This window comes from Streptomyces sp. XH2 (assembly GCF_049725035.1).
GTDB lineage: Bacteria > Actinomycetota > Actinomycetes > Streptomycetales > Streptomycetaceae > Streptomyces > Streptomyces roseoverticillatus.
The window spans coordinates 199,073-222,689 of sequence record NZ_JBMMMZ010000010.1 but is presented as its reverse complement, the minus strand read 5'-3'; the positions used below and the strand labels follow the sequence as shown (position 1 = coordinate 222,689).

General features: G+C 76.1%; 19 protein-coding genes. 14 read left to right on the top strand and 5 right to left on the bottom strand.

Annotated features, from left to right (window positions below):
* Nucleotides 1–41: 41 nt before the first annotated feature.
* A complete protein-coding gene (locus tag ACOTKD_RS21680) occupies nt 42–1,151 on the bottom strand; it encodes a transaldolase family protein (RefSeq protein ID WP_424890649.1) in 1,110 nt (369 codons plus the stop codon).
* 327 nt (nt 1,152–1,478) lie between these two features.
* On the opposite strand from ACOTKD_RS21680, the gene ACOTKD_RS21675 reads away from it, so the two are divergent.
* The 5 genes from ACOTKD_RS21675 (at nt 1,479) to tal (ending at nt 7,307) form a co-directional block, all read left to right on the top strand.
* Entirely contained in the window at nt 1,479–2,654 is a 1,176-nt protein-coding gene (locus ACOTKD_RS21675; RefSeq protein WP_424890648.1) for a 3-deoxy-7-phosphoheptulonate synthase, read from the top strand.
* 6 nt (nt 2,655–2,660) lie between these two features.
* On the top strand, nt 2,661–3,350 hold the full coding sequence (locus tag ACOTKD_RS21670; RefSeq protein ID WP_424890647.1) for an isochorismatase family protein: 690 nt from the start codon (nt 2,661–2,663) through the stop codon (nt 3,348–3,350).
* 35 nt (nt 3,351–3,385) lie between these two features.
* A complete protein-coding gene (locus ACOTKD_RS21665) occupies nt 3,386–5,305 on the top strand; it encodes a chorismate-binding protein (RefSeq protein WP_424890646.1) in 1,920 nt (639 codons plus the stop codon).
* Complete coding sequence (locus ACOTKD_RS21660) at nt 5,302–5,823, top strand: transketolase-like TK C-terminal-containing protein (protein WP_424890645.1); 522 nt, start codon at nt 5,302–5,304, stop codon at nt 5,821–5,823. The genes ACOTKD_RS21665 and ACOTKD_RS21660 overlap by 4 nt, the downstream gene beginning before the upstream one ends.
* Nucleotides 5,824–6,074: 251 nt before the next feature.
* Nucleotides 6,075–7,307, top strand: a complete 1,233-nt coding sequence (gene tal, locus ACOTKD_RS21655; RefSeq protein WP_424890644.1) for a transaldolase — start codon at nt 6,075–6,077, stop codon at nt 7,305–7,307.
* Here the strand turns inward: tal and ACOTKD_RS21650 are convergent.
* Complete coding sequence (locus tag ACOTKD_RS21650) at nt 7,214–7,909, bottom strand: NADPH-dependent FMN reductase (protein ID WP_424890643.1); 696 nt, start codon at nt 7,907–7,909, stop codon at nt 7,214–7,216. The two genes, tal and ACOTKD_RS21650, sit on opposite strands and share 94 nt — an antisense overlap.
* 652 nt (nt 7,910–8,561) lie before the next feature.
* Here ACOTKD_RS21650 and ACOTKD_RS21645 point away from each other — a divergent pair.
* The 3 genes from ACOTKD_RS21645 to ACOTKD_RS21635 are packed head-to-tail and all read left to right on the top strand — an operon-like array spanning nt 8,562 to nt 12,590.
* Complete coding sequence (locus tag ACOTKD_RS21645) at nt 8,562–9,530, top strand: arylamine N-acetyltransferase family protein (protein ID WP_424890642.1); 969 nt, start codon at nt 8,562–8,564, stop codon at nt 9,528–9,530.
* Nucleotides 9,527–11,092, top strand: coding sequence for a class I adenylate-forming enzyme family protein (locus ACOTKD_RS21640; RefSeq protein ID WP_424890641.1), 1,566 nt, complete (start codon nt 9,527–9,529; stop codon nt 11,090–11,092). The genes ACOTKD_RS21645 and ACOTKD_RS21640 overlap by 4 nt, the downstream gene beginning before the upstream one ends.
* Nucleotides 11,079–12,590, top strand: a complete 1,512-nt coding sequence (locus ACOTKD_RS21635) for an FAD-dependent monooxygenase (protein WP_424890640.1) — start codon at nt 11,079–11,081, stop codon at nt 12,588–12,590. The genes ACOTKD_RS21640 and ACOTKD_RS21635 overlap by 14 nt, the downstream gene beginning before the upstream one ends.
* Nucleotides 12,591–12,919: 329 nt before the next feature.
* On the opposite strand, the gene ACOTKD_RS21630 is transcribed toward ACOTKD_RS21635, so the two are convergent.
* The 3 genes from ACOTKD_RS21630 to ACOTKD_RS21620 form a co-directional block, all read right to left on the bottom strand.
* Complete coding sequence (locus tag ACOTKD_RS21630; RefSeq protein WP_424890639.1) at nt 12,920–14,266, bottom strand: MFS transporter; 1,347 nt, start codon at nt 14,264–14,266, stop codon at nt 12,920–12,922.
* Nucleotides 14,263–14,895, bottom strand: coding sequence for an SRPBCC family protein (locus ACOTKD_RS21625; protein ID WP_424890638.1), 633 nt, complete (start codon nt 14,893–14,895; stop codon nt 14,263–14,265). The genes ACOTKD_RS21630 and ACOTKD_RS21625 overlap by 4 nt, the downstream gene beginning before the upstream one ends.
* 202 nt (nt 14,896–15,097) lie before the next feature.
* Nucleotides 15,098–16,072 (bottom strand): NADPH:quinone reductase, encoded by a 975-nt coding sequence (locus ACOTKD_RS21620; protein ID WP_424890772.1) that lies wholly within the window; start codon nt 16,070–16,072, stop codon nt 15,098–15,100.
* A 265-nt stretch (nt 16,073–16,337) separates the two neighbouring features.
* Here ACOTKD_RS21620 and ACOTKD_RS21615 point away from each other — a divergent pair, with 265 nt between their 5' ends.
* From ACOTKD_RS21615 to ACOTKD_RS21590, 6 genes are all read left to right on the top strand, one after another.
* Entirely contained in the window at nt 16,338–18,344 is a 2,007-nt protein-coding gene (locus ACOTKD_RS21615; RefSeq protein WP_424890637.1) for an FAD/NAD(P)-binding protein, read from the top strand.
* A gap of 128 nt (nt 18,345–18,472) precedes the next feature.
* Nucleotides 18,473–20,182, top strand: coding sequence for a 3-carboxy-cis,cis-muconate cycloisomerase (pcaB, locus tag ACOTKD_RS21610; protein ID WP_424890636.1), 1,710 nt, complete (start codon nt 18,473–18,475; stop codon nt 20,180–20,182).
* Between the two features lie 220 nt (nt 20,183–20,402).
* Nucleotides 20,403–22,148, top strand: coding sequence for an ATP-binding protein (locus ACOTKD_RS21605; RefSeq protein WP_424890635.1), 1,746 nt, complete (start codon nt 20,403–20,405; stop codon nt 22,146–22,148).
* Nucleotides 22,149–22,177: 29 nt separating this feature from the next.
* Nucleotides 22,178–22,576, top strand: a complete 399-nt coding sequence (locus tag ACOTKD_RS21600) for a roadblock/LC7 domain-containing protein (RefSeq protein WP_424890771.1) — start codon at nt 22,178–22,180, stop codon at nt 22,574–22,576.
* Nucleotides 22,573–22,935 (top strand): DUF742 domain-containing protein, encoded by a 363-nt coding sequence (locus ACOTKD_RS21595; RefSeq protein WP_424890634.1) that lies wholly within the window; start codon nt 22,573–22,575, stop codon nt 22,933–22,935. Before ACOTKD_RS21600 ends, ACOTKD_RS21595 begins: the two co-directional genes overlap by 4 nt.
* Nucleotides 22,913–23,554, top strand: coding sequence for a GTP-binding protein (locus tag ACOTKD_RS21590; RefSeq protein ID WP_424890633.1), 642 nt, complete (start codon nt 22,913–22,915; stop codon nt 23,552–23,554). Before ACOTKD_RS21595 ends, ACOTKD_RS21590 begins: the two co-directional genes overlap by 23 nt.
* The last annotated feature ends 63 nt before the right edge of the window (nt 23,555–23,617 follow it).

The following is a 23,617-nucleotide window of genomic DNA, read 5'->3' as shown; positions in this document are numbered from 1 at the left end:
ACGGGAGGGGCCGGGGCCGCGACACCCCCGGCCCCGCACCCTCACGCACCCGGACCGCCCCGCAGCCGCTCCGCCACCGCCCCCCGCAACGCCCGCCAGGAGGACACCCCGTGCGCCACGCTGTCCGCCTCCAGTTTCTTGGCGACCTCGCCGAACGACAGCCCGCACCGTTCCAGCCGCGCCACCGCCGCCCGGGCCGCCCCGTCCTGCCCGGTCAGGGTGTCGCCCCGCAACCGGCCCCGCTCCACGACGGCCTCCAGCGCGGCCGGGGACATGGCGCTGACGGTGCCCCAGGCGACGAGCGATTCCACGTACGGGACACCGGAGCCGACGGCCCACATGAGCCGCTGCGGCCGGGCCCCGGCCGAGGCCAGGACCCGCCACCGCGCACTCCCGAGCCCTTCCTCGTACCGCTGGTACACGAGCCGGGCGACGGCGAGGGCGGCCGTCCCGCGCAGCTCGGGGGCGCCTTGCGCCCCGCGCAACCGCCCGTCGACCTCGGCGTCGAGCCGGGCGACGGGCAGGCCGGCGACCGAGGGGATGACGGACAGGTCCAGGCCGGCGTCCCGGGCCCGCTCCAGCCCCGCGAACCACACCTCCACGACCTGCTCGTACCGCTGGACGGAGAAGATCCCGGTGACGTGCACGCCGATGCCCCGGGCGAGGCATTCGCCGGCCGCGGCGAGCCCTTCGTCCGTGGCGGGGAGCTTCACCAGGGCATTGGGCCGGCAGGCGGCCCGGTGCAGGGCGACCGCGGAGTCGGCGAGGGCCCCGGCACACCCGCCGGGGTAGCAGACCGGGTCCATGGAGACGTGCCCGTCGAGCCCTTGCGTCGCGGTGAAAACCGGCCGCAGCTCGTCGCACGCGGTCCGCAGGTCGTACGCGCACAGCGCCTGCACGGCCGTCGTCAAAGGGACGGACCGGCAGGCCAGATGGCACAGCTGCTGGGCGTAGGGCGTGCCTCCGGAGACCTCGGCCGCGAGCGCCGCGGGATCGGCCGTGGCCCCCCGCACGCGGCCGGCGGCGACGAGCCGGGTCAGCGTGCCGGAGGTGAGGAGCGACCGGCGGAGGCCGTCGAGCCAGGGGGAGACGCCTTCGGCGAGCAGTTCCCGCAGGACCTCGCCTCCCGACGTCACCGTGCGCTCTCCCATGACAGGGTCGCCCCCTCTCCGGACGGTCCGCGGAAAACACCTAGGGCAGAGGGCACGACAGTAAATCCGAAGGAGGGCCGGGCAGAACAGCCCGCTCGTACTCCGTCAACTTGGCAAGAACGGGGACTTGACAGCCATGTGAGGGAGCCGTGGCCCATCTGACGGAGTGAGCGGAGGGGCGTTGGCGGAACGGGGACGACGCCGGACGATCGAGTTCGCGCGCAGGAGAACACCCCGCCCAGGAAGGGAGCCGCTCCTGGCAAACCCCCGCACCACCTTGCTTGCTTTGCCTCAAGAGCAGTCACTTAAGCGTTTTTGGAGAAACCCATGACCGACGCTCTGCTCGACGTCCAGCACAAGCCCGCCCTCCAGCAGCCGGACTGGGGCGACGCCCCCCAGGTGCGCCGGGTCCGTGAGGAACTCTCCCAGCGGCCGGCACTCGTCCGCGCCGACGACGTGCGGACGCTGCGCCACCACCTCGCCGAGGTGGCGCGCGGCGCGGCCCAGGTGGTCCAGGCGGGTGACTGCGCGGAGGACCCCGCGGAGTGCACCTCGGGCTACGTGGCCCGCAAGGCCGGCCTGCTGGACGTGCTGGCCGGCGTGATGAAGATGGTCGCCCACAAGCCCGTGATCCGGGCGGGCCGCATGGCGGGCCAGTTCGCGAAGCCCCGCTCCAGCGCCACGGAGCGCGTCGCCGAGGGCCTCGAACTGCCCGTCTACCGCGGTCACATGGTGAACAACCCGGAGCCGCACCCGGAGCGCCGACGCCCCGATCCGCAGCGCATGCTGTCCGGCTACCTCGCGGCCGGCGAGGCCATGACCCACCTCGGCTGGCGGGACCCGGCGCGCCGCTCGGGCGTCTGCCCGCCCGTGTGGACGAGCCACGAGGCGCTCCTGCTGGACTACGAACTGCCCATGGTCCGCACCGGCGAGGACGGCCGCCCCCTGCTGACGTCCACGCACTGGCCGTGGATCGGCGAGCGCACGCGGCAGGCGGACGGCGCCCACGTGGCGCTGCTCGCGGCCGTGGCGAACCCGGTCGCGTGCAAGGTCGGCCCGAAGACGACGACGGACGAACTCCTCGCCCTGTGCGAGCTCCTCGACCCGGACCGGGAGCACGGCCGGCTCACGCTGATCGCCCGCATGGGCGCGGACGCGGTGTCCGGGAAGCTGCCGCCGCTCGTGGCGGCGGTCCGCGACGCCGGGCACCCCGTGATCTGGCTCAGCGACCCGATGCACGGCAACACGGTCACCGCGCCGGACGGGCTGAAGACGCGGCTGCTGGACACGGTGATCCGCGAGGTCCACGGCTTCCAGTGCTCGGTGCGGACGGCCGGCGGCATCGCGGGCGGCCTGCACCTGGAGACGACGCCCGAGAACGTCACCGAGTGCGTGCGCAACGAGGCGGGGCTCGCGCACGTGGGCGACAAGTACACGAGCTTCTGCGACCCGCGCCTCAACCCGCAGCAGGCCATCTCCGTAGTCTCCGCCTGGGAGGGCTGATCCGTCATGGCAGTCACTGCAGGAATCCCCCGCATAGAGCCCTACCCCATGCCCACCCCGGACGACCTCCCGGAGAACACCGCCCGCTGGGACGCCGACCCGGCCCGCGCCGTGCTGCTCGTCCACGACATGCAGCGCTACTTCCTCGGGCCCCTGCCGCAGGGCCTGCGCGACGAGCTCGTCGCCAACGCGGCGCTGCTGCGCCGGGCCGCGGCGGCGCTCGGCATCCCCGTGGCCTACACGGCCCAGCCGGGCGGCATGAGCGACGAACAGCGCGGCCTGCTCAAGGACTTCTGGGGGCCGGGCATGCGGGTCGACCCCGCGGACCGGCGCGTCGTCGAGCCGCTCGCGCCGGCGCCGGGGGACTGGGTCTTCACCAAGTGGCGCTACAGCGCCTTCTTCCGCTCCGACCTGCTGGGGCGGATGCGGGCCAACGGCCGCGACCAGCTGATCGTCTGCGGGGTGTACGCGCACGTCGGCGTGCTGATGAGCGCCGTCGACGCGTTCACCAACGACATCCGCCCGTTCCTGGTCGCGGACGCCGTCGCGGACTTCTCGCCCGCGCACCACCGGCTGGCCGTGGAGTACGCGGCGGCGCGGTGCGCGGTCGTCACGACGACGAAGGACATGCTGTGCCGCCTGCAGGGCCCGGCCCGCCGGGCGGAGACGCTCACGGTCGAGGGAGCGGCGCTGTGACCGGGAACACCGGAGCCCGCGGAGAGGAACCGGAGATGACCGATGACCTGCTGGCGCGGATCCTCTCGCCCGAGCCGCCGGCCTTCGCGCTCCTCCACCGCCCCGAGACCACGGGACCGGGCGCGGTGGAGCTGCTCCTGGGGGAGGTGTCGGCACCGAGGACGCTGGGGGAGATCCGGCTGAGGGAGTCCCCGGGCGCACCGGGCGCCGCACCAGGAGTACCAGACGCCGCCCCCGGTACCGACCCGGCCGATGTCCTGGCGATCGTCCCCTACCGCCAGATCGCCGAGCGGGGCTTCCGCGGCGCGGACGACGGCGCGCCGCTGCTCGCCATGACCGTCACCCACCAGGCCGTCCTGCCGCTGGCCGAGGTGCTGGCCCGCATCCCCGAGACGCCGATCGCCCTCTCCGGCGGGCACTTCGACATGGACGACGCCACGTACGCGGACACCGTCCGCCGCGTCGTCGCCGACGAGATCGGCGAGGGCGAGGGCGCGAACTTCGTCATCAAGCGCTCCTTCCGCGCAGGGATCGACGGCTACACGCCCGCCCACGCGCTCACGTTCTTCCGCCGGCTCCTGGAGCGCGAGTCCGGCGCGTACTGGACGTTCGCCGTGCACACCGGCGAGCGCACGTTCGTCGGGGCCACGCCGGAGCGGCACATCAGCGTCCGCGGCGGCACCGCCGTGATGAACCCCATCAGCGGCACCTACCGCTATCCGGCCGCGGGCCCGAGCCTGCCCGAGGTGATGGACTTCCTCGCCGACCGCAAGGAGGCCGACGAGCTGTACATGGTCGTCGACGAGGAGCTGAAGATGATGGCCCGCATCTGCGCGGGCGGCGGGCGCGTGGTCGGCCCGTACCTGAAGGAGATGGCGCGCCTCGCCCACACCGAGTACTTCATCGAGGGCACGACCGACCGCGACCCGCGCGAGATCCTGCGCGAGACGATGTTCGCGCCGACCGTCACCGGCAGCCCGCTGGAGAGCGCCTGCCGGGTCATCGACCGCTACGAGCCCCAGGGCCGCGGCTACTACAGCGGCGTCCTCGCCCTCATCGGCCGCGACGCCGGCGGCGAGCGCACCCTGGACTCCTCCATCCTCATCCGCACCGCGGACATCGACCGCACGGGGCAGGTGCGCATCGGGGTGGGCGCGACCCTCGTGCGCCACTCCGACCCCGCCTCCGAGGTCGCCGAGACCCGTGCCAAGGCCGCCGGGCTGATCTCCGCCCTGGAGTCCGGCGGCGCGGCCCGCTTCGGCGGTCACCCGCGCGTACGGGCCGCCCTGGAGCAGCGCAACGACACCATCGCGGGCTTCTGGCTCGCCCAGGAGGCGGAACGGGCCCACCCCGCGCCCGGGCTGGCCGGGCGGCGCGTCCTGGTCGTGGACGCCGAGGACACCTTCACCTCGATGATCGGCCACCAGCTGCGCGCCATGGGGCTGACGGTGACCGTCCGGCGCTTCGACGAGCCGTACGCCTTCGACGGGCACGACCTCGTCGTGATGGGGCCCGGCCCCGGCGACCCCCGCGACGGCCGCCACCCCAAGATCGCCCACCTGCGGGGCGCCGTCCGCGCGCTCCTGGACGAGCGGCGGCCCTTCCTCGCCGTCTGCCTCAGCCACCAGGTGCTGTCCCTCGCCCTCGGCTTCGAACTCGTCCGCCGGGAGGTCCCCAACCAGGGCGTCCAGCGCGAGATCGACCTGTTCGGCGTACGGGAACGCGTGGGCTTCTACAACACGTTCGCCGCCCGCAGCGGCCGCGACAGCGTGGACGTCGACGGGATCGGCCCGGTCGGCGTCAGCCGCGACCCGTACACCGGGGAGGTGCACGCCCTGCGCGGGCCGCACTTCGCCTCCATGCAGTTCCACGCGGAATCGGTCCTCACGCAAGGGGGGCCGCGCATCGTGGGCAACCTGCTCGCCGCGCTCGCTCCGGAGGTGCCGGTCGCATGAACCTCGCAGGACTGTGCGCACCTCCCGCCGCCGCGGCGGGCGACGGGGCCGCGCGGGGCGGCTACATCCTCGCCGAGGCCCTGGACGCCGACCCCGGCGCCGCGGCCCCCGACGTCGTCCTCGTCGCCGCCGGCGGCGAGGTGCCCGCGGCCCTGGACGCCCGCCGCATCCTGCAGCGCGAGGGCATCGCCACGCGCGTGGTGTCGATGCCCTGCGCCACGTGGTTCCGGCAGCAGAGCCGCGCCTACCGTGACGCCGTCCTGCCGCCCGGCGCGCCCGCCACGGTCTCGGTCGGCGCGGGTGCCGAAGTGGGCCGGTACCAGCTCCTGGGCGAGGCCTGCGGGACCGCCGGTACGGGCGGGACCGCGGAGAACACCGTGCTCGCCCCCTGCGGCTACGGCTTGTCCGGCTCGCTCGACCACGACGGCCTCACTGCGGAACGCGTGGCGGCCACGGCCCGTGCCACCCTGGCCCGCGGCACGGGGGCCGCGCGCGCGGGGGAACGGGGATGGCCGTGAGGCGCGACGGCGGGGGAGCGGGAGCAGGGCCCGGGGCTGCGGAGGCGGGCGGTGGCCGGGTACCGGAGAACCCCGTCGCCGGCACCAGCAGGCACGGCCCCGGAGCGGGGTCCGCGCCCATGAGACCGGCCGGGCCCGGGCCGGCGTGGCAGGCCCGTGGCCCGGACGGAGCCGGCGGCCCGGGGAGCCCGGGCACCGTCGGCGGCCGGCGGGGCCGGGGGACGGGATCCGGCCTTGTCGGACCCGCCGGGATGCCGGCACCGGGCGGGCCGGCGGGCCCCACAGGGCCCGCGGGGCGGCCGTTCACCCCGGCCGCGTCGGCCGCGGCTCCCCATCCGCGGGTCACGGCCGGCGTATCCGTCTGGCTCGACGGCCTCAGCCGGCAGCGGCTCGCGAGCGGCAGGCTCGCGGCCCTGGCCCGTCAAGGCCGCATCACCGGCGTCGTCTCCGACCCGGCCTTCCTCGCCCGCTCACTGGCCGACGGCCCCTGCTACACCGGCCGGCTCGGCGACCTCGCCGAGAGCGGCGTCCCCGCCGAACGGGCCCTGAAGGCCCTCGCGGTCCACGACATCCGGTGGGCCTGCGACATCCTGCGGCCCGTCCACGAAGCGACCGCCGGCGTCGACGGGCTCGTCTGCGTGACCCTCGACCCGCGGCTCGCCCACGACGCCGGGGCCACCCTCGCCGAGGCCCGCGCGCTGTGGCGGGCCGTCGACCGCCGCAACGCCGTGCTCGGCATCCCGGCCACGGCGGCCGGCCTCACGGCCCTCAGCGCGTGCCTGGCCGAGGGCATCAACGTGAGCGCGACGCTCGTCCTGTCCGCGGCGCGCCACCGCCAGGCCTGGGGCGCCTACGTGGAAGGGCTGGAGCGGGCCCGCGCCGCGGGCCGGCACCTCGCCTCCCTCGCGTCGGTCGCCTCGTTCCCCGTCAGCCGCATCGACACCGCCGTCGACGCCCTCCTCGACCGCGAGGGCACCCTGGAGGCCCGGGCCATGCGGGGCGCCGTCGCCGTCGCCGCCGCCCGGCACGTCCACGAGCAGTACGGGCGGATGCTCGGCGAAGCGCGGTGGCACGCGCTGGCGGCCCGCGGCGCCCGCCCCCAGCGGCTGCTGTGGACCGCGACCACCGTGCCGGAACCCGGCGCCTCCGGGCTCCTGCCCACGCGGTACGCCGCGCCGCTGCTGACCCGGGGCACGGTCACGGCGGTGACGGAGGAGACGCTGGACGAACTGGACGAGACAGAGGGGAGAGGGGAGGCGCCCGCCGGCCCCTGCGCGTACGCCACCGCGCGGCGCCTGCTCGGACACCTGCAGTGGTTCGGCATCGACCACGGCGAACTGGCCTCGCGCCTGGAGACCGAGGCGCTCAAGGAGCTGAACGACGCCTGGCATCAGCTCCTGGACAGGGTGACCCTGGTCCTCGACCAGGGGCCCGCGGCCGGCGGCGGGACCGGCGGGGCCGACGGGACCGGCTGGACCGCCTGAGGCGTCCGGGGCGGCTCGGCCGTCCCGGACGCCGACCGGCGCTGCTCGGCCATGATGGCCACCGCCTCGAACGTGGCGTCCACCAGCTCCCGCAGCGCCGTGACCGCCTCCGGATCGGTCATCTCGCCCGCCCCGTCCAGCCGTTGGTGCGCCCTGCGGATGGCCACGGGCGGGTGTTCCACGGTGATCGCCTCGCAGCTGTCCAGCAGGTCCAGCAGCGCCGGCTGGGCGTCGATCCCGCCCCGGCCGCCCGGCGAGGCGCTCAGGACGGCGGCGACCCGCCCGGTGAGCGGGCTCGCTCCGTCCGGGCGGGAGAGCCAGTCGAGGGCGTTCTTCAGCACGCCGGGCACCGCGCCGTTGTAACAGGGCGTACTGATCACCAGGGCGTCGGCGTCCGCGACGAGGGCGCGGGCGACGGCCACGGCCGGGGTCGTCCCCGCGGACTCGACGTCGCCGTTGTAGAACGGCAGCCGGCCGATCGGCAGGAAGACCGCCGAAGCGGCCGGACGGGTCTGCGCGATGACGCGGCGGACGGCCCTGAGCGCCGCCGAGTTCACCGAGGCGGCGCGCAGGCTGCCCGAGATCAGTACCACCTTGGTCATAATCGGTCCCCGCTTCCGTCGGAGGTCCCGGTACGGGGCGGGGGCCGCGGCGATCGGCGCCGGCCCTCCGGCCCTGCCGGACGGTCCGAGGGTAGATCGGCCCTTGCGCACGCGCCCTGGGTGGAGGGCCGCTGTGTCAGGTACCCGGCCGAACGTGACGGAGCGGCCGGCGGGCTGACGGATTGCCGGGCGGGCGGTGGCTACGGGTGCGCTGGGCGACGCAGCATAGGCCGAAGCCGGAACCTCGCGGTGCGGCGGGTCCGGGCCGGTCGGTCAGGGCGCGTGTGCCGGCCGCGGTGGCCCGGTGCTCAGCCCGCAATCGCCGGGCGGTACCGGGCCGTTGCGGCGAAGCGAATCCATCCGCCGCAACGGCGGGCACCACGATGCCGCTGACCGGCGGTGCCGTACGGCGGGAGCTCACCGGCCGTGGCGGCCGTGCCGCCGTGCAGCGGGCCCGTGCCGTACGACCGGACCGTCACGCGGTGAAGCGTCCGCCGCGTGCGGCGCAGCCGGAGCGCCGTGCCGCGACACCCGCACGTACGACCCGTACGAAAAACGAACGCGTATAGCCCGCACAACCCGCACAACCCGCACAACCCGCACAACCCGCACAACCCGTACGACACGTACGAAAGGAAGGAGCGTACGGCCCATGCCGAACACCGCCGTCGTCCACGGCCTTGCCGGGCCGTCCGCACCAGCGGCAGCCGTAGCCGCGCCCGTATCCGTAGCCGCACCCGGAGCCGTACCCCCGTCCCCCGCCGGAGGCGCCACCGCGTCCGCGTGGGACATCACCCCCCTCGACCTCGACGCCTACCTCGCCCGCGTCCGCCTCCCCGGGCGGCGGCCCCTCCCGCCCACCGCCGCGACCCTGCGCACCCTGCAGCGCGCCCACACCGCAGCCGTCAGCTTCGAGAACCTCGACGTCCTGCTCGGCCGGGACATGCCCCTCGACACCGCCGCGCTCCAGCGGAAGATCGTCCACGCCGGCCGCGGCGGCTACTGCTTCGAGCAGAACCTCCTCTTCGCCGCCGTCCTCGAACGCCTCGGCTTCCCCGTCGTCCGCCACCTCGCCCGCGTCCGCCGCGGCAGCGCCCGCGTCCGCCGCCGCTCGCACACGACCCTGGTCGTCGAGGCGGACGGCCGGCCCTGGCTGTGCGACGCCGGCTTCGGCGACGAAGGCCCCCTCGAACCCGTCCCCCTGGCCCCCGGCGCCACCGTGACCACCGGTGACTGGACCTGGCGCCTGGACCTCGAACCGTCGGCCGGCCCCGCCCCCGAGCAGTGGGCCCTGCGCTCCCTGCACCCGGACGGCTGGTTCGACGTCTACGCCTTCCGCCCGGAGCACCACGCCCCCGACGACTTCGAGTCCGCCCACTACTGGACCTCCCACCACCCCCGGTCGCCCTTCACGGACCGGGTGGTCGTCCAGCGCGGCGACGACCACGTCCGCCACACGCTCACCGACCGCACCCTCACCGCCCGCTACGCCGACGGCCGCCTCCTGCGCACCGAACTCGCCCCCGACGAGGTCGTCCACGTCCTGCGCGGCACGTTCGGCATCAGGCTCGGCGCGCGGGACGCGGTCCTGCTGCAGCAGCGCATCGCGGAGCTCCCGTGAACGCCCGCCCCGGCTCCCGCGACAACGCTCTCCACCTCGGCCTCGTCCCCGAGCGGGCCGCCGCCCGGCACGGCGACGTCACCATCACCCTCGACCACGACCTCGACGCCCTGCCCGGCACCGGCCGCCGCCTGACCTACGCCGGGCTCGCCGCCCACGTGGACGACCTCGCCGCCCGGCTGCGGGCGGCCGGCGTGCGCCCCACCGAGCACCTCGCCGTCCACAAGGCCGCCAACTTCGACACGTACCTGCTGGCCTGCGCGGCCGCCCGCATCGGCGCCGTCCCCGTCCTGCTCTCCCCGGAGCTCGACGGGGTCACGGCCGGCGCGCTCCTGCGCCGCCTGGACCGCCCGCACCTGCTCACCGACGACGACAAACTGCGCACCTGCCTCGCGCCCCTCGCCCTGGCGGACGTCGCCGCCACCGTCCTCACCACCGGCCCCGCCCGCCCCGGCTGCACACCCCTCGCGGCACTGGCCGGGGCGCCGCGCCGCGCCCCCGTGCTCCTGCACCCGGACCGCCCCGCCCTGATGACCCACACCTCCGGCACCACCGGCCTCCCCAAACTGGTGGAGCACACGGCGGCGAGCCTGTACGGGCGCTACGCGCCGCAGCGCAGGCTCGCCGCCCTGATCCGTACGCCCGAGACGTACGCGGCCCACCTCAGCCCCGTCCACTCGCGGATGTACCTGGCGCTCGCCGTCGCCCTGCCCAAGGGCATGCCGCTCGTCATCGTCGGCGACCCGGAACCGGCGCACGTGGCGGACCTCTTCGCCCGTACGCGCCCCGGCTTCGTCGAGACCCACCCCAACTCGTTCATGGCGTGGGAGGAACTGGCGGACGACCCGCGCCGGCCCCTCGCCTCCGTCCGGTACTTCAGCTCCACCTTCGACGCCCTCCACCCGCCGACCATGCGCAGGCTGCTGCTCGCCTCCCGCCGCCGGGCGCCCCTGTTCTTCCAGTTCTACGGGCAGAGCGAGTGCGGCCCCCTGACCGGCCGCTGGTACACGCGGCGCACCGCCCACCGCGCCGACGGCCGCTGCCTGGGCCGCCCGCTGCCCGGCGTCCGCGTGCGCCTCGCCGCGCCCGGCGGGCGGCGCGCGACGCGGGAGCGGCCCGGCGCCATCGAGGTGCGGGCCGCGGGCCGGGCCACCGGCTACCACGCCGAACCCGGGCGCTTCGCACGCCAGCTGAACGACGGGTGGTGGCGCACCGGCGACGTCGGCTACCGCACCCGGTCCGGCTGCCTGCACCTCCTCGACCGCGAGGCCGACGTCATCCCGCAGATCGGCTCCACCCTCGACGTCGAGGACCGGCTGATGGACCGGCTGCCCGAACTCGCCGAGGTCGTCCTCGTGCCGGGCCCGTGCCGGGAGCCCGTTCCCGTGGTCTGCACCCGCGGCGACACCCCTCTCGACCACGCCCGCTGGACGGCCGCCGCCGCCGACTGGCCCCAGCTCGCCCGCCCCGTACAACTGCCGCTGTCCGCGCTGCCCCGCACCGCCACGATGAAGGTCCGCCGCCTCGAACTCGCCCGGAGCCTGGGCAGTGCCGGGGCCTGACGCAGGGCCCCCGGTCCTCGTCACCGGCGCCGGCCCCACCGGGCTCCTGGCCGCCTGCGAACTCCTGCGCCGCGGCGTCCCCGTACGCCTCGTCGACCAGGCCACCGACCCCGCGCCGACCCCGCGGGCCCTGTCCCTCTGGCCCCGCGCCCTCGCCATCCTCGACGACCTCGGCATCGGCGACGACGTCCGGGCCGCGTCCGTACGCATCGACGGCTACCGCTACTTCACCGGCGGGCGGCCGCTCGCGTCCTTCGCCTTCCCGGCGTGGTGCGCGGCACGGAACCTGCCGCAGTACGAGACGGAGGCGCTCCTGACGCGTCGGCTGCACGAGCTCGGCGGAACGGTCGAACGCGGCGTGCGGCTCGTGGACCTCGCACCGGAGGACGGCGGAGTCGCGGTGGCGCTGCGCCACGCCGGCGGGCGCACGGAACGGGCCCGCACGCCGTACCTCCTGGGCGCGGACGGGGCGCGGAGCACGGTGCGGGAACGGCTGGGGACGGGCTTCGCGGGGAGCACGTATCCGATGACGTTCGCGGTGCTGGACACGCGGGTGGGCGGCTCCGGTCTGCCGCCGGGAGAGATCCTCTACTACCAGGCGCCGTCCGGGACACTGGTGATCGTGCCGATGCCGGGAGGCGTCTTCCGGATCCTGACGGCGCTCCCCGAGGGCGAGCCGGTGCCGGGCGCCGCGGGCATGCAGGGACTGCTCGACGCGCGCGGGCCGCGGGGCGTGCGCATCACGGAACCGGTTCACCACGCCGTCTTCCGCGTCCACGCGCGGCGTGCGGCCGTGCTGCGGCGCGGCCGCGTCTTCCTGCTCGGCGACGCCGCCCACGTGCACAGCCCCGCCGGCGGCCAGGGCATGAACAACGGCCTCCAGGACGCGCACAACCTCGCCTGGAAACTCGCCGCGGTCCTCCACGGCGACTCCCCGGCCTCCCTGCTGGACGGCTACGAAGCCGAACGCGAAGAAGCCACGCGGCGGATCGTGCGCGACACGGACCTGCAGACGAGGGCGTGGATGGCGGACGGACGGCTCCGCGTCGCGGCCCGCGACGCCGCCTTCCGGCTCCTGGACCGCACGGGCGCGGTCACCCGCTTCTACGCCCCCGTGATGGCCGGCCACCGCCTCGCCTACCGCTCGCAACGCCGTACGCAGGGGCCGGCCCGGCCGTGCGGCGGGGTGCGGGCGGGGGAGCTGTTCCCGCGGGGCCTGGTGGAGGGGGCGGGGTGGGGGCTGCTCCTGGCCGTACGCCCCGGGGCGGGGGAGGCATGGGCGGATGAGGCGACCGCGATGGCCAAGGGGCGGCGCGGGGTCCACCCCGCACGCGTGGCCCTACCGACTGCCGCCCCCGGTTGCCGCCGCCCCGGCTACTACCTCATCCGCCCGGACGGCCACGTAGCCGCCCACGGCCACGCCCGGGACCTGCCCCGCCTCCACGACGAACTGCGCCACGCCACGACGGCACGTCCCGGCGGCGCCGAACGGGCTTGAGCGCGCGCCGCTCCGGCCGCGGGGGCGGCGCCCGATTCCCTTCCGCCGCGGCGGTGCTCAGCCGCGACGGTGTGGTCCGGCGGTGCCGTACCGGCCCAGGTGCGCGGGGCGCCGCCGGTCTCCGCCGCGGTGGTTCCTCGCCGTGGCGGCGGCTTCAAGGCAGGGGAGCTTCCTTGACCTTCGGGGCCGGGGCCGGCCGGCGCTGCCGGACTGGGGCATGGGCGCCTCGCGCCCTTGAATCCGCCGCGGCGGTGCTCAGCCGCGACGGTGTGGCCGGGCGGTGCCCAGCCGGCCCGAGCGCAGCGCGTGGCGCCGTCCCCGTTCCCCGTTCACCTCAGCCCGTACGGGGTGACCGCCCGCGGCCCCCCGCCCCGGGCCGGGGCTCTGCGGACGTACGCCGCCCAAGTGGCGAACGCACACGCGCCGTAGAAGACCAGGAGCCCCCAGAGCGCGGGCAGGGGGCCCAGCGCGGTGGCGCTCAGCGCGGCCGCCGCGCCGCCGAGCCCCGCAATCCGCGTAACCCCCGTGGAGCGGCCCCGCGCCGTGGCGAAGGCCGTCGCCGCGTCCCGTCCGGCCAGGATGGACGCGCCCGCCCGCGCGGCGAACACCGCCGGGACGAGCACCCCGACGGCACCCGCGCCGAGTCCCGCCAGGACGACCACCGCCGTGAACACGGCAGCGAACACCTCCACCGCACCCCGCGCCGCCGCCGCGGCCAGGACCGCCGTTCCCGCCGCCATGCCCACGAGGCTCACGAGGGTGACCCGCGCCCCGCCCCACCGTCCGGCGAGGAGCCCGCCGCAGGGCCGGGCGGCCGCGCCCAGCAGCGTGGCGAGCAGCGCACACGCGAGGGCCGCCGGCACGGAGGAGCCGAAGCCGCCCCGCAGCACCAGTCCGAAGGCGAGCCCGTACCCCGTGAACGATCCGGCCGTGGCCAGGGACAGCAGCGACAGCCCCCACACGTGCGGGTCCCGGGAGGCCCCGCGCGGCCCACGGGCCGCGCTGCCCCGCGCCACCGGCAGGTTGTCCATCCGCAGCGCCGCGCCGCCCGCGGCCAGTGCCACCAACGGCGCGTGCGCCGCGGCGATCCACACGAACGAAGATCCCCCGGCCGTGGCGGCGGCCACCACTCCGGCCGTCTGGACGACGGCCGCACCGAGATCGGCCGCGGCCGTCGCGGCGGCAGCGGCCCGGTCCTGCGCGCGCCGCGGGAAGAACGCGGCCGCCCCGGCCGACGAGGCCGCGGCGACATCCCCCGCACCGGCGGTCGCAGCGACGGCCACCAGCAGCCACAGCGGCGCGCCGGGCTGCTGCAGCACGTACACCGCGGCGAGCACCGGCAGGGCCAGCGCGGCCGTGGTGACGACCGTACGGTCCCGGCCGCCCAGCCGGCCCAGCGCCCGCTCCGCGACCGGCCGCAGCACGGCCCCCGCGACGAGCGGCGTGACGAGCAGCAGGGAGGTACCGCCCGGGCCGGGCGCGGGCCCGTCACCGGCCGGCAGGAACAGCACCAGTACGGCCCACATGCTGCGGACGGACGTCCCGACGTGCCCGCCGAGCGCCGCCAGCAGAAGGTTCCGGCGGGCGACGTGCCGGCCACCCCGCTCCCAGAAGCCGGGGTCCTCCGCGTCCCACCGCTCGGCCTTCGGCCGTAGCGGCGCCGCCGGGTTCGTCATCCCAGTCCGCCCGGCCCGCCCTGCCCGGCCCGCCCGGCCCCGCGCCCGCTCCCGAGGCCGACGCCGGACTCGACGCCGGGCCCGACGCCGGACTCGATCACGCGCTTGATGCGCGACAGCGACGCGGCCACGTCGTCGGCGAGCTTCTCGTTCCACGCGGCGGTGAACCGCCGCCGCCCGTCCTCCCCCAGCTGCTCGAAGATCTTCGCGAGCCCTTCCGTGGGCCGCCCGAGCCGGTAGTGGTGGACGAGCAGACAGCCTTCGGCGGCGGCTTCGAGCTCGTACGTCCACGTGCTGTCCTGCCGCCGGCCGGCACTGTCGCGCACCACCCACTGGAACAGGCGCCACGGCTCGGCGGCCACGACCTCGGACTCGGTGGTCCAGGGCCCGCGGACGACCGGCGCCCAGGGCACGACGTCCGCCCCGCGGTAGTTCTCGCCGCGGAAGACGGCGCCGACCGTGCGCGGTGTGCCGGACACCCAGCGCCCGCCGGTGCATTCGCGGCTCCACTCGCCGCTGCGGGTGAGGTCGCTGACCGTGTCGTAGACGGTGTCCGGCGGGGCGGCGATCAGAACGCGGGCTCGCACCCGGAGGATCGCGGGGGTGCCGGTGGTCGCTGGGGGAGTCATACGGTCCAGGGTGCGCAGCGGGGGAGGACCGCGGCAACGGGCCCGGCGACGATGCGTCAGATCCGCGGTGCGGCAACCGCGGCGCGCGGCAGCACTGCCGGCCAGGCCCGGCGACCCGGACAGATCCGCGGTCCGGACAGACCCGCCGTCCGGACAGGCCCGGGATCCGGACAGGCCCGGGATCCGGATCCCGTCCCCGGCCTCAGACCCTCAGAACAATCCGCCGCCCCCGCAGCTCCCCCCGCTCCATGCGCCGGTGCGCCTCGGCCGCGTCCGCGAGCGGCATCTCCTCGACGGCCCGCGGCCGGAGCCGCCCCGCGCCGAGCAACTGCCCCACGGCACCGGCCGCTCGCGCGAGCTCGGCGACGGTCGCGCGGGAGATCACGAAGCCGACGAGGGCCCCGTCCTTCTGGTACAGCTGCCCCACCGGCAGGACGGGCCGCGCGGTGGTTCCCGCGAACACCACGATCCGGCCGCGCCGGGCGAGCAGCGGCACGGCGACCTCGAAGTCGTGCCCGCCGTGGGTCGCGACGTGCACGTCGACGCCGTGGGGCGCGGCGTCCGCGAGCTGCCCGGCGAGCCCGGGGGACGCGTAGTCGAGGACCTCGGCGGCGCCGAGGGAGCGCACGTACTCCGCGTCGTGCGCCGCGGCCGTGGCCACGACCCGGGCGCCGGCCCAAACGGCCAGCGTCACGAGGGCGCTGCCCACGTTCCCGGCGGCGCCGGCGACGAGCACGGTCTCGCCGGGCCGCAGCCGGCCGTGGGTGAACAGCGCCAGGTACGCCGTGGCGGCGGGGTGGGCGACGGCGACGGCGTCCTCCGCGCGCACTCCGGCGGGCAGCGGGTAGAGCCGCTCGGCGGGCACGACGGCCCGCTCGGCGGCGGGGCCCTGGCGCCCGCCGTGCCCGAGGCTGTTGCACCACACGGGGTCGCCGGGCGCGAACCCGGGCGCACCGGGCCCGGCCTCGGCGACCGTGCCGACCATGTCCCGGCCGATCACGAAGGGGAAGCGCAGCGGGGTCCGGTAGCTCCCGGAGCGGATGAGCGTGTCGACGGGGTTGACGGTCGTGGCGGCGACGTCGACGAGGACGTCGGTGGGGCCCGGGCGCGGCACGGGGAGCCCGCCGACCACGATCTCCTCCGGCGGGCCGAACCGTTCGATGTAGGCGGCGCGCATGTCACCCGTGTCACCCATGCCACCCACTGTGGCACGGCCGGGCGGCGGGACCGCGAAAGCGCCACTGACGGTATGTCACGTCCGTCCCGGGGACCTGACGGACCCGGCGGCCGCGCGTTGACCCGGCCCTTCCGTCAGCGGCGAGATGGAACGGGTGAGACGGCACAGCGTGCGCAGCGGAAGCCCCCTCAGAACAGCGGCAACTCAGAACAGCGGCAGTCCCCTCAGAGCGGCGGAAGTCCCCTCAGAACGGAGGAGCAGACGCATGAACAGCAGTCGTACAGAGGTCGGCATCGTCGGCGTCGGCCCGCGGGGGCTGTCCGTGCTGGAGCGGCTGTGCGCCAACGAGCGCGCCCGGCCCTCGCACTCCGCGGTGACCGTGCACGTCGTCGACCCGTCCGCCCCGGGCGCGGGCACCGTGTGGCGCACCGACCAGTCGCCGCACCTGCTGATGAACACCGTGGCCTCGCAGATCACCGTGTACACGGACGACAGCGCCCGCATCGAGGGCCCGGTCGAGCCGGGGCCCAGCCTGTACGAGTGGGCGCGGGGCGTCGCGGGCCTCCCGGCAGCGGAGAACGCGGACGCCGGCCAAGGGCACGACGCCGCCACCGTCGCCGAAGCACGGGCGCTCGGCCCGGACGACTATCCCACCCGCGCCTTCTACGGCCGCTACCTCCACGACAGCTTCCGGCGCATCGCCTCCCGCGCCCCCGCGCACATGACCATCGAAGTGCACCGCTCGCGCGCGGTGGCCATGGCCGACACCGAGGGCATCACCGGCGGGCCGCAGGGCATCCGCCTGGAGGACGGCACGCGCCTCAACCAGCTCGACGCGATCGTCATGGCGCTCGGCCACGTGCCCGCGCAGCTGTCCGCCCGGGAAGCCCGTACGGCGTCGCTGGCCCGCATCCACCACCTCGACTACGTCACGCCCGTCAACCCCGCCGACCTCGACCTCGCGCACATCGCGCCCGGCACGCCGGTGCTGCTGCGCGGGCTCGGGCTGAACTTCTTCGACTACATGGCGCTGTTCACCGCCGGGCGCGGCGGCGAGTTCACCCGCGAGGGGGACCGCACCGTCTACCGGCCCTCCGGCGCGGAGCCCCGGCTGTACGCCTTCTCCCGGCGCGGCGTGCCCTACCACGCGCGCGGCGAGAACGAGAAGGGCGCGCACGGCCGCCACCTGCCCCGGCTGCTCACCGCCGGCTACATCGCCGGCCTGCGCGAGCGCGCCGCCCGCGGCGGGCCCGTGCGCTTCGGCACCGACCTGTGGCCCCTGATCTCCGGTGAGGTGGAGAGCGTCTACTACGGCACGCTGCTGGAGCGGCTGGGCCGGGCGGGGGAGCGGGAGGAGTTCACCGGGCGGTTCCTGGCCCTGGAGAAGGACGACGACCGCGCGGACCTCCTCGACGCGTTCGGCATCGCTCCCGCCGACCGCTGGGACTGGCAGCGGCTCGCCAGACCGTACGTCGACCGCGTCTTCGCCGATCGCGCCGAGTTCCGCGGCTGGCTCCTGGACTACCTGCGCGCGGACGTCCGGGCCGCGCGCGCCGGCAACGTCAGCGGACCCCTGAAGGCCGCGCTCGACGTCCTGCGCGACCTGCGCAACGAGATCCGGCTCGCCGTCGACCACGGCGGCCTGGAGGGCGACTCCCACCGCGACGACCTCGAAGGCTGGTACACCCCCCTCAACGCCTTCCTCTCCATCGGCCCGCCCGCCTCCCGCATCGAGGAGATGACCGCCCTCATCGAGGCGGGGGTCCTGGAGGTCACCGGGCCCGGCACCGTCGTCCGCCTGGACGTCGCCGGCCCCGGCGGGCCCTCCTTCGTCGCCGACTGCCGCGCCGTGCCGGGGCCGCCGGTCCGGTCCCGCGTGCTCATCGAGGCACGGCTGCCGGAACCGGATCTGCGGCGCACGGCCGATCCCCTGCTGCGGCACCTCCTGAACACCGATCAGATCACCACGTACCGCATCCCGACGGCCACGGGCACCGGCTACGAGACGGGCGGACTGGCCGTCACCGAGCGCCCGTACCACGTCGTCGACGGCCGCGGCCGCCCCCACCCGCGCCGCTTCGCCTACGGGGTGCCCACGGAGTCCGTCCACTGGGTCACGGCGGCGGGCATCCGCCCGGGCGTGGACTCGGTGACCCTGTCCGACTCGGACGCGATAGCCCGGGCGGTCCTCTCCCTCCCCCCGGTAGCCCACGTTCCCCCGTCCCTCCGCCCGACGACTCCGGACACGGACGAACAGGGCGTGATCGTATGACCACCCCCGAGACCACCCCCGGAACACCCGCCCCCTCGAATCCGCCGCCGCGGCGCGCAACCCCCGGGGCGGGGCCCGGCGGTGCCGTAGGAACTGAGGCCGGTTGGGCACCGCCGGAGGCCGCCGCGATGGCTGATCGCGGTGGCGGCGGTGGGTCGGCGGCCGCCGACGGCCCGCCCGGGGCCGCTGTTCAGGGTCAGGGCGAGGTGGCGGGTGCCGACAGCCCGCCCGGGGCCGCCGGGCCGGGTCAGGGGGCGTCCGCCCCCTCGAATCCGCCGCCGCGGCGCGCAACCCCCGGGGCGGGGCCCGGCGGTGCCGTACGTACTCAGCCCGGTTCGGCGCCGCCGGCCGGCGGGGTGGCGGGCGCCGACGGCCCGTCCGGGGCCGCCGCGCCGAACCCGCAGGCACCCCCCGCCCCGGCCGGCAACGCCCCCGTCGCCGATGTCGGGCTGCTCTCCCCCGTCCGGGTCGGCGCGTGCGCCGAGGCGGCCACCGCCGATGCCGCCTGGCTGCAGGCCATGCTCGATGCCGAGGCCGCGCTCGCCCGGGCGCAGGCCCGGGTCGGGGCCGTGCCGAAGGAGGCCGCGGAGGCCATCACCCGCGCCGCCCGCGCGGAGCGGTTCGACGTGCGGGCGCTCGCGCTGGCCGCGCGGGAGACCGCGAACCCCGTCGTAGGCCTCGTACAGGCGCTCACCGAGGCCGTCGCGGCGGAGGACCCGCAGGCCGCCGAGTACGTGCACCGCGGTTCCACCAGCCAGGACATCCTCGACACGGGCGCGATGCTGGTCGCGGACCGCACGCTGCGCACGGTCCGCGCGGACCTGACCCGTACCGCCGAGGCGCTGGCCGCGCTCGCCGCCCGCCACCGGGACACCCTCATGGCGGGCCGCACGCTCGCCCTGCACGCCGTGCCGACGACCTTCGGGCTGAAGGCGGCGGGCTGGCGGCAGCTCGTCCTCGACGCGGAGCAGCGGCTCGCGCACGTGCACACCGGCCTGCCGGTCTCGCTCGGCGGCGCGGCCGGCACGCTCGCCGGCTACCTGGAGTACGCACGGCTCGCCGGCCTCCAGGGCACGGAGGACGGCGGCTACGCGGCGCGTCTAGCCGAAGCCTTCGCCGCCGAGACGGGCCTGGCCCGCCCGCCGCTGCCCTGGCACGCCCTGCGCACCCCGGTCGCGGACCTGGCCGCGGCGCTCGCGTTCACCGCCGGCGCCCTCGGCAAGATCGCGGCGGACGTGCAGTCGCTGGCGCGCACGGAGGTCGGGGAGGTCGCCGAGCCGGGCGCCGGCCGCGCCGGCCGCGGCGCGTCCTCGGCCATGCCGCACAAGCGCAACCCGGTACTGGCCACCCTGATCCGCAGCGCGGCGCTCCAGGTGCCGGTCCTGGCCGCCGGCCTGACGCAGTGCCTGGCGGCGGAGGACGAGCGCTCGGCCGGCGCGTGGCACGCGGAGTGGCAGCTGCTGCGCGAGTGCCTGCGCCTGGCCGGCGGCGCGGCCCGTACCGCCGCCGAGCTCGCGGAGGGCCTGGAGGTGCGCCCGGACCGGATGCGCGAGAACCTCCGTCTGACGGGCGCCCAGGTCGTCTCGGAGCGGCTCGCGGCCGTCCTGGCGCCCCGCGTCGGCAGGGCGGCCGCCAAGCGGCTGCTCACCGCGGCGTCGGCCGAAGCGGCCGCGGATGGCCGGGAACTGCACATGATCCTCGCCGAGCAGCCGTTACTGGACGGTCACTTCACCGCGGCCGAGCTGGCCGCCCTCTGCGACCCCGCCGACTACACCGGCGCCGCGGGCCCGCTGGTCGACCACGCGCTCCCGCTGGTCGACCGCGCACTGTGGTCCTGACAACACTTCACCCGCACTGCCTGCAACCGCCATCCGCCTTCCGTACCCTCGTCCGAGGCCCTGCGGAAGGCGGATGCGTGTTCGGTCATCCGCAGGCGAAGATCGGCCACGCGGCCACGGCCGTGGTTAGGATGATCCGCGTATTCCGCTTCTGGACGGGACGTCAGGGACAACGGCCTCGTCCAGCCGTCCGCATGCCCCCTGCGTCCACGAGGAATTGATGTCACATCACATACCGGACGTAGTGACCTGGTGCCTGGCTGTCGCGCTGATCGCCGTCGCGGTCCTGCTGGTGCGCCAGCGCGGCATCACCGCGGCCCTGCGGCTGCGCGCGGCGACGCTGGAGGAGGGCCAGCGGGCGCGCGACACCGAGCTCGGCCACCTGACCGCCGTCCGGCTCCCCGCCGTGACGGCCTCCATGAACCATCCCGTGCCCCTGCCGGGCCTGCTCGACGAGCAGCTCGCCGGCACCGTCTTCGCGCACGGCCTGCAGTCCGTGATGGACACCTTCACCCAGGCCGTCGACAAGGCGCAGGCCCGCGCCGACCAGTCCGCCAAGGCCGCCCTCAAGGCCTCCATGCGCGCTCTCCAGGGCCTCGCCCACGAGCAGCAGCTGGCCATCTCCGACATGCAGGACCGGCACGACAACCCCGACGTGCTGCGCGACCTGCTGCAGATCGACCACGCCAACTCCCAGTTCGGCCGCCGCGCCCAGGCCATCGCCGTCCTGTGCGGCTCCTGGCCCGGCCGCCAGCGCGCCGCCTCGCCCCTGACCGACGTCGTACGGGGCGCCACGTCCCGCATCCGCGACTACCGGCGCGTGCAGGTCCACAGCCAGGCCGACCTCGCCGTCGTCAGCCGCGCCGTGGAGCCGGTCGTGCTGGCCGTCGCCGAGCTCCTCGACAACGCCGCGCGCCACTCCCAGCCCAACACCACCGTCGAGGTCGGCCTGCAGCCCGTGCACAACGGCGCCTGCATCGTCATCGACGACGCGGGCGTCGGCATGGACGGCCAGGAGATCCAGCGGGCCGGCGCCCTGCTCACCGGTCGCGCCGCCGTCGACGTCTCCCGCCTCGGCGACCCGCCCCAGTTCGGCTTCCCCGTCATCGGCGTGCTCGCCGCCCGCTACGGGTTCAGTGTCTCGGTCGACACGCGCTCGCCGTACGGCGGCGTCCGGGCCGTGCTGTTCCTCCCCAGCACCCTGCTCACCCAGATCGACATCGACGGGCCCGACACCACACCGCTCCGGCCCCGGGCCGAGCAGGAGCGCGGGCGCGAGCAGGGACACGGGCAAGGGCGCGGGCGGGAGACGGACCGCCCGGCGGCGCGTCCCCCGGGCCGGGCGCCGGTGCCGGACTTCCCGGACTTTCCCGACGCACGGAACTTCCCGGCCGCCCCGGACTTCCCGGCCGCTTCCGATTTCCCGGCCGCATCCGACTTCCCCGCGGCGCAGGCCGGCCCGGCCGCGTCCTCCGGCGGCGCCGCCGCGCCCTCCGGCAGCCCTGGCATCTCCGGAACCGCCGGTCCCGTCCCCGGCTCCGTCGGCTCCACCGCGGGCGGCCTGCCCAAGCGCCGCCGCCGGCAGCCCGCCGCCGGCGGCAGCCACCGGGGCCGGCCCGCACCCCTGCCCGCGGAGACGCCCGCCGCGGGCGCCGCCGGCACCGGCACGGGCACCGGCGAGCGCACCGCCGAGGAGACCGCCCGCCGCATGGGCGCCTTCGCCCGCGGCACCCGCGCGGGCCGCACCCCGGCCGCCGGCACCCCGGTCGGCCCGCTGCCCGGGACACCGGCGCACGGCGCGGCGCCGCATGAGGCACCCCCCTACGGGGCGCCGGCGTTCGGGACCCCCGCGCACGAGGCGCCCGCACACCAGACCCCCGCGCCCGACGCCCCCGCGCACGGGAGCGCGCCGCACGGCGAACCCGCCCCCGCCCCCGTAGACGACGAAGGGAACCCCCACGCGTGAACGACCACCTCAACAACGATCTCGGCTGGATGCTGGACGAGGTCGTCAAGATGCCCGAAGCCCGGCACGCGATCCTCCTCTCCTCCGACGGCATGCTCCGCGCCCGCTCCCAGGGCATCGAGCGCGACGAGGCCGAGCGCCAGGCCGCGGCCCTCTCGGGCCTGCAGTCCATCAGCCGCTCCACCTCCGAGTTCTGCAACCAGACGCAGCAGGAGAACCCCTGGCGGCAGACGCTCGTGGAGTTCGCCCACGGCTACGTCTTCCTCATCGCGGCCGGCCCGGGCGCGTACCTCGCGGTGTCCGCGACCGAGCACGTCGACATGGAGGCGGTCACGTACCGCATGCAGAAGCTCGTCGACCGGCTCGGCAAGGAGCTCACCAGCCCGCCCCGCGCGGGCACCTGGCAGGGCTCGGGCGCCCCGGCATGAACCCGCCCGCGCCGAGGCACGAGAGAGGGTTAGTGCGCCCGTACGTCGTCACCGACGGCCGCGCCCACCCGACCCGCAACACCTTCGACCTGGTCACCCTGGTCCTGGCCCAGTACGACCGGCCGCTCACCGGGCTCAGCCCCGAGAAGCGCCGGCTCATGGAACTCTGCCTCGGCGGCCCCCTGTCGGTCGCCGAGATCGCCGGGCACCTGATGCTGCCCGTGAGCGTCACCAAGGTGCTGCTCGGCGACCTGGTCGACAGCGGCCACCTCATCACCCGGGCCCCCATTCCCTCGGCACAACTCCCCGAGGCCCAGATCCTGCAGGAGGTGCTGGATGGACTTCGCGCTCGCCTCTGAGCCCGCAGGTCCCGTCGAGCCCGTTCCCGGCGCCGGCGGCGAGCAGCTGTACCTGCGGCGCACCGTGCAGACCGCGGCGAAGCTCCTCGTCGTCGGTCACTTCGCCGTCGGCAAGACCACGTTCGTCGGCTCGCTGTCGGAGATCCGGCCGCTGCGCACCGAGGAGACCATGACCCAGGCCGGTGCGGGGGTCGACGACCTCGCCGGCATCGAGGGCAAGACCACCACCACGGTCGCCATGGACTTCGGCCGCCTCACCCTCAGCGACAGCCTGGTGCTCTACCTCTTCGGCGCCCCCGGCCAGCAGCGCTTCACCCGCCTCTGGCAGGACATGACGCAGGGCGCGCTCGGCGCGCTCGTCCTCGCCGACACCCGCCGCCTGGAGCAGTCCTTCGACGTGATGGGCCTGCTGGAGGAGCTCGGCCTGCCCTACGGGGTGGCCGTCAACCACTTCGACGGCGCGCCCGTGCACCCGGAGGAGGAGATCCGCGAGGCGCTCGACCTGCTCCCCGAGACCCCCCTGGTCACCTGCGACGCCCGCGACCGGGTCTCGTCCACCCGCGCGCTCATCGCCCTCGTCGAGTACCTGCAGCGGCGCACCGTACGGGAGCACGCGTGAACCACCCCCGCCCCGACGGGGGCGCCGTGCCACCGCCCGGCTGCCCGGCGCACCAGGACTACC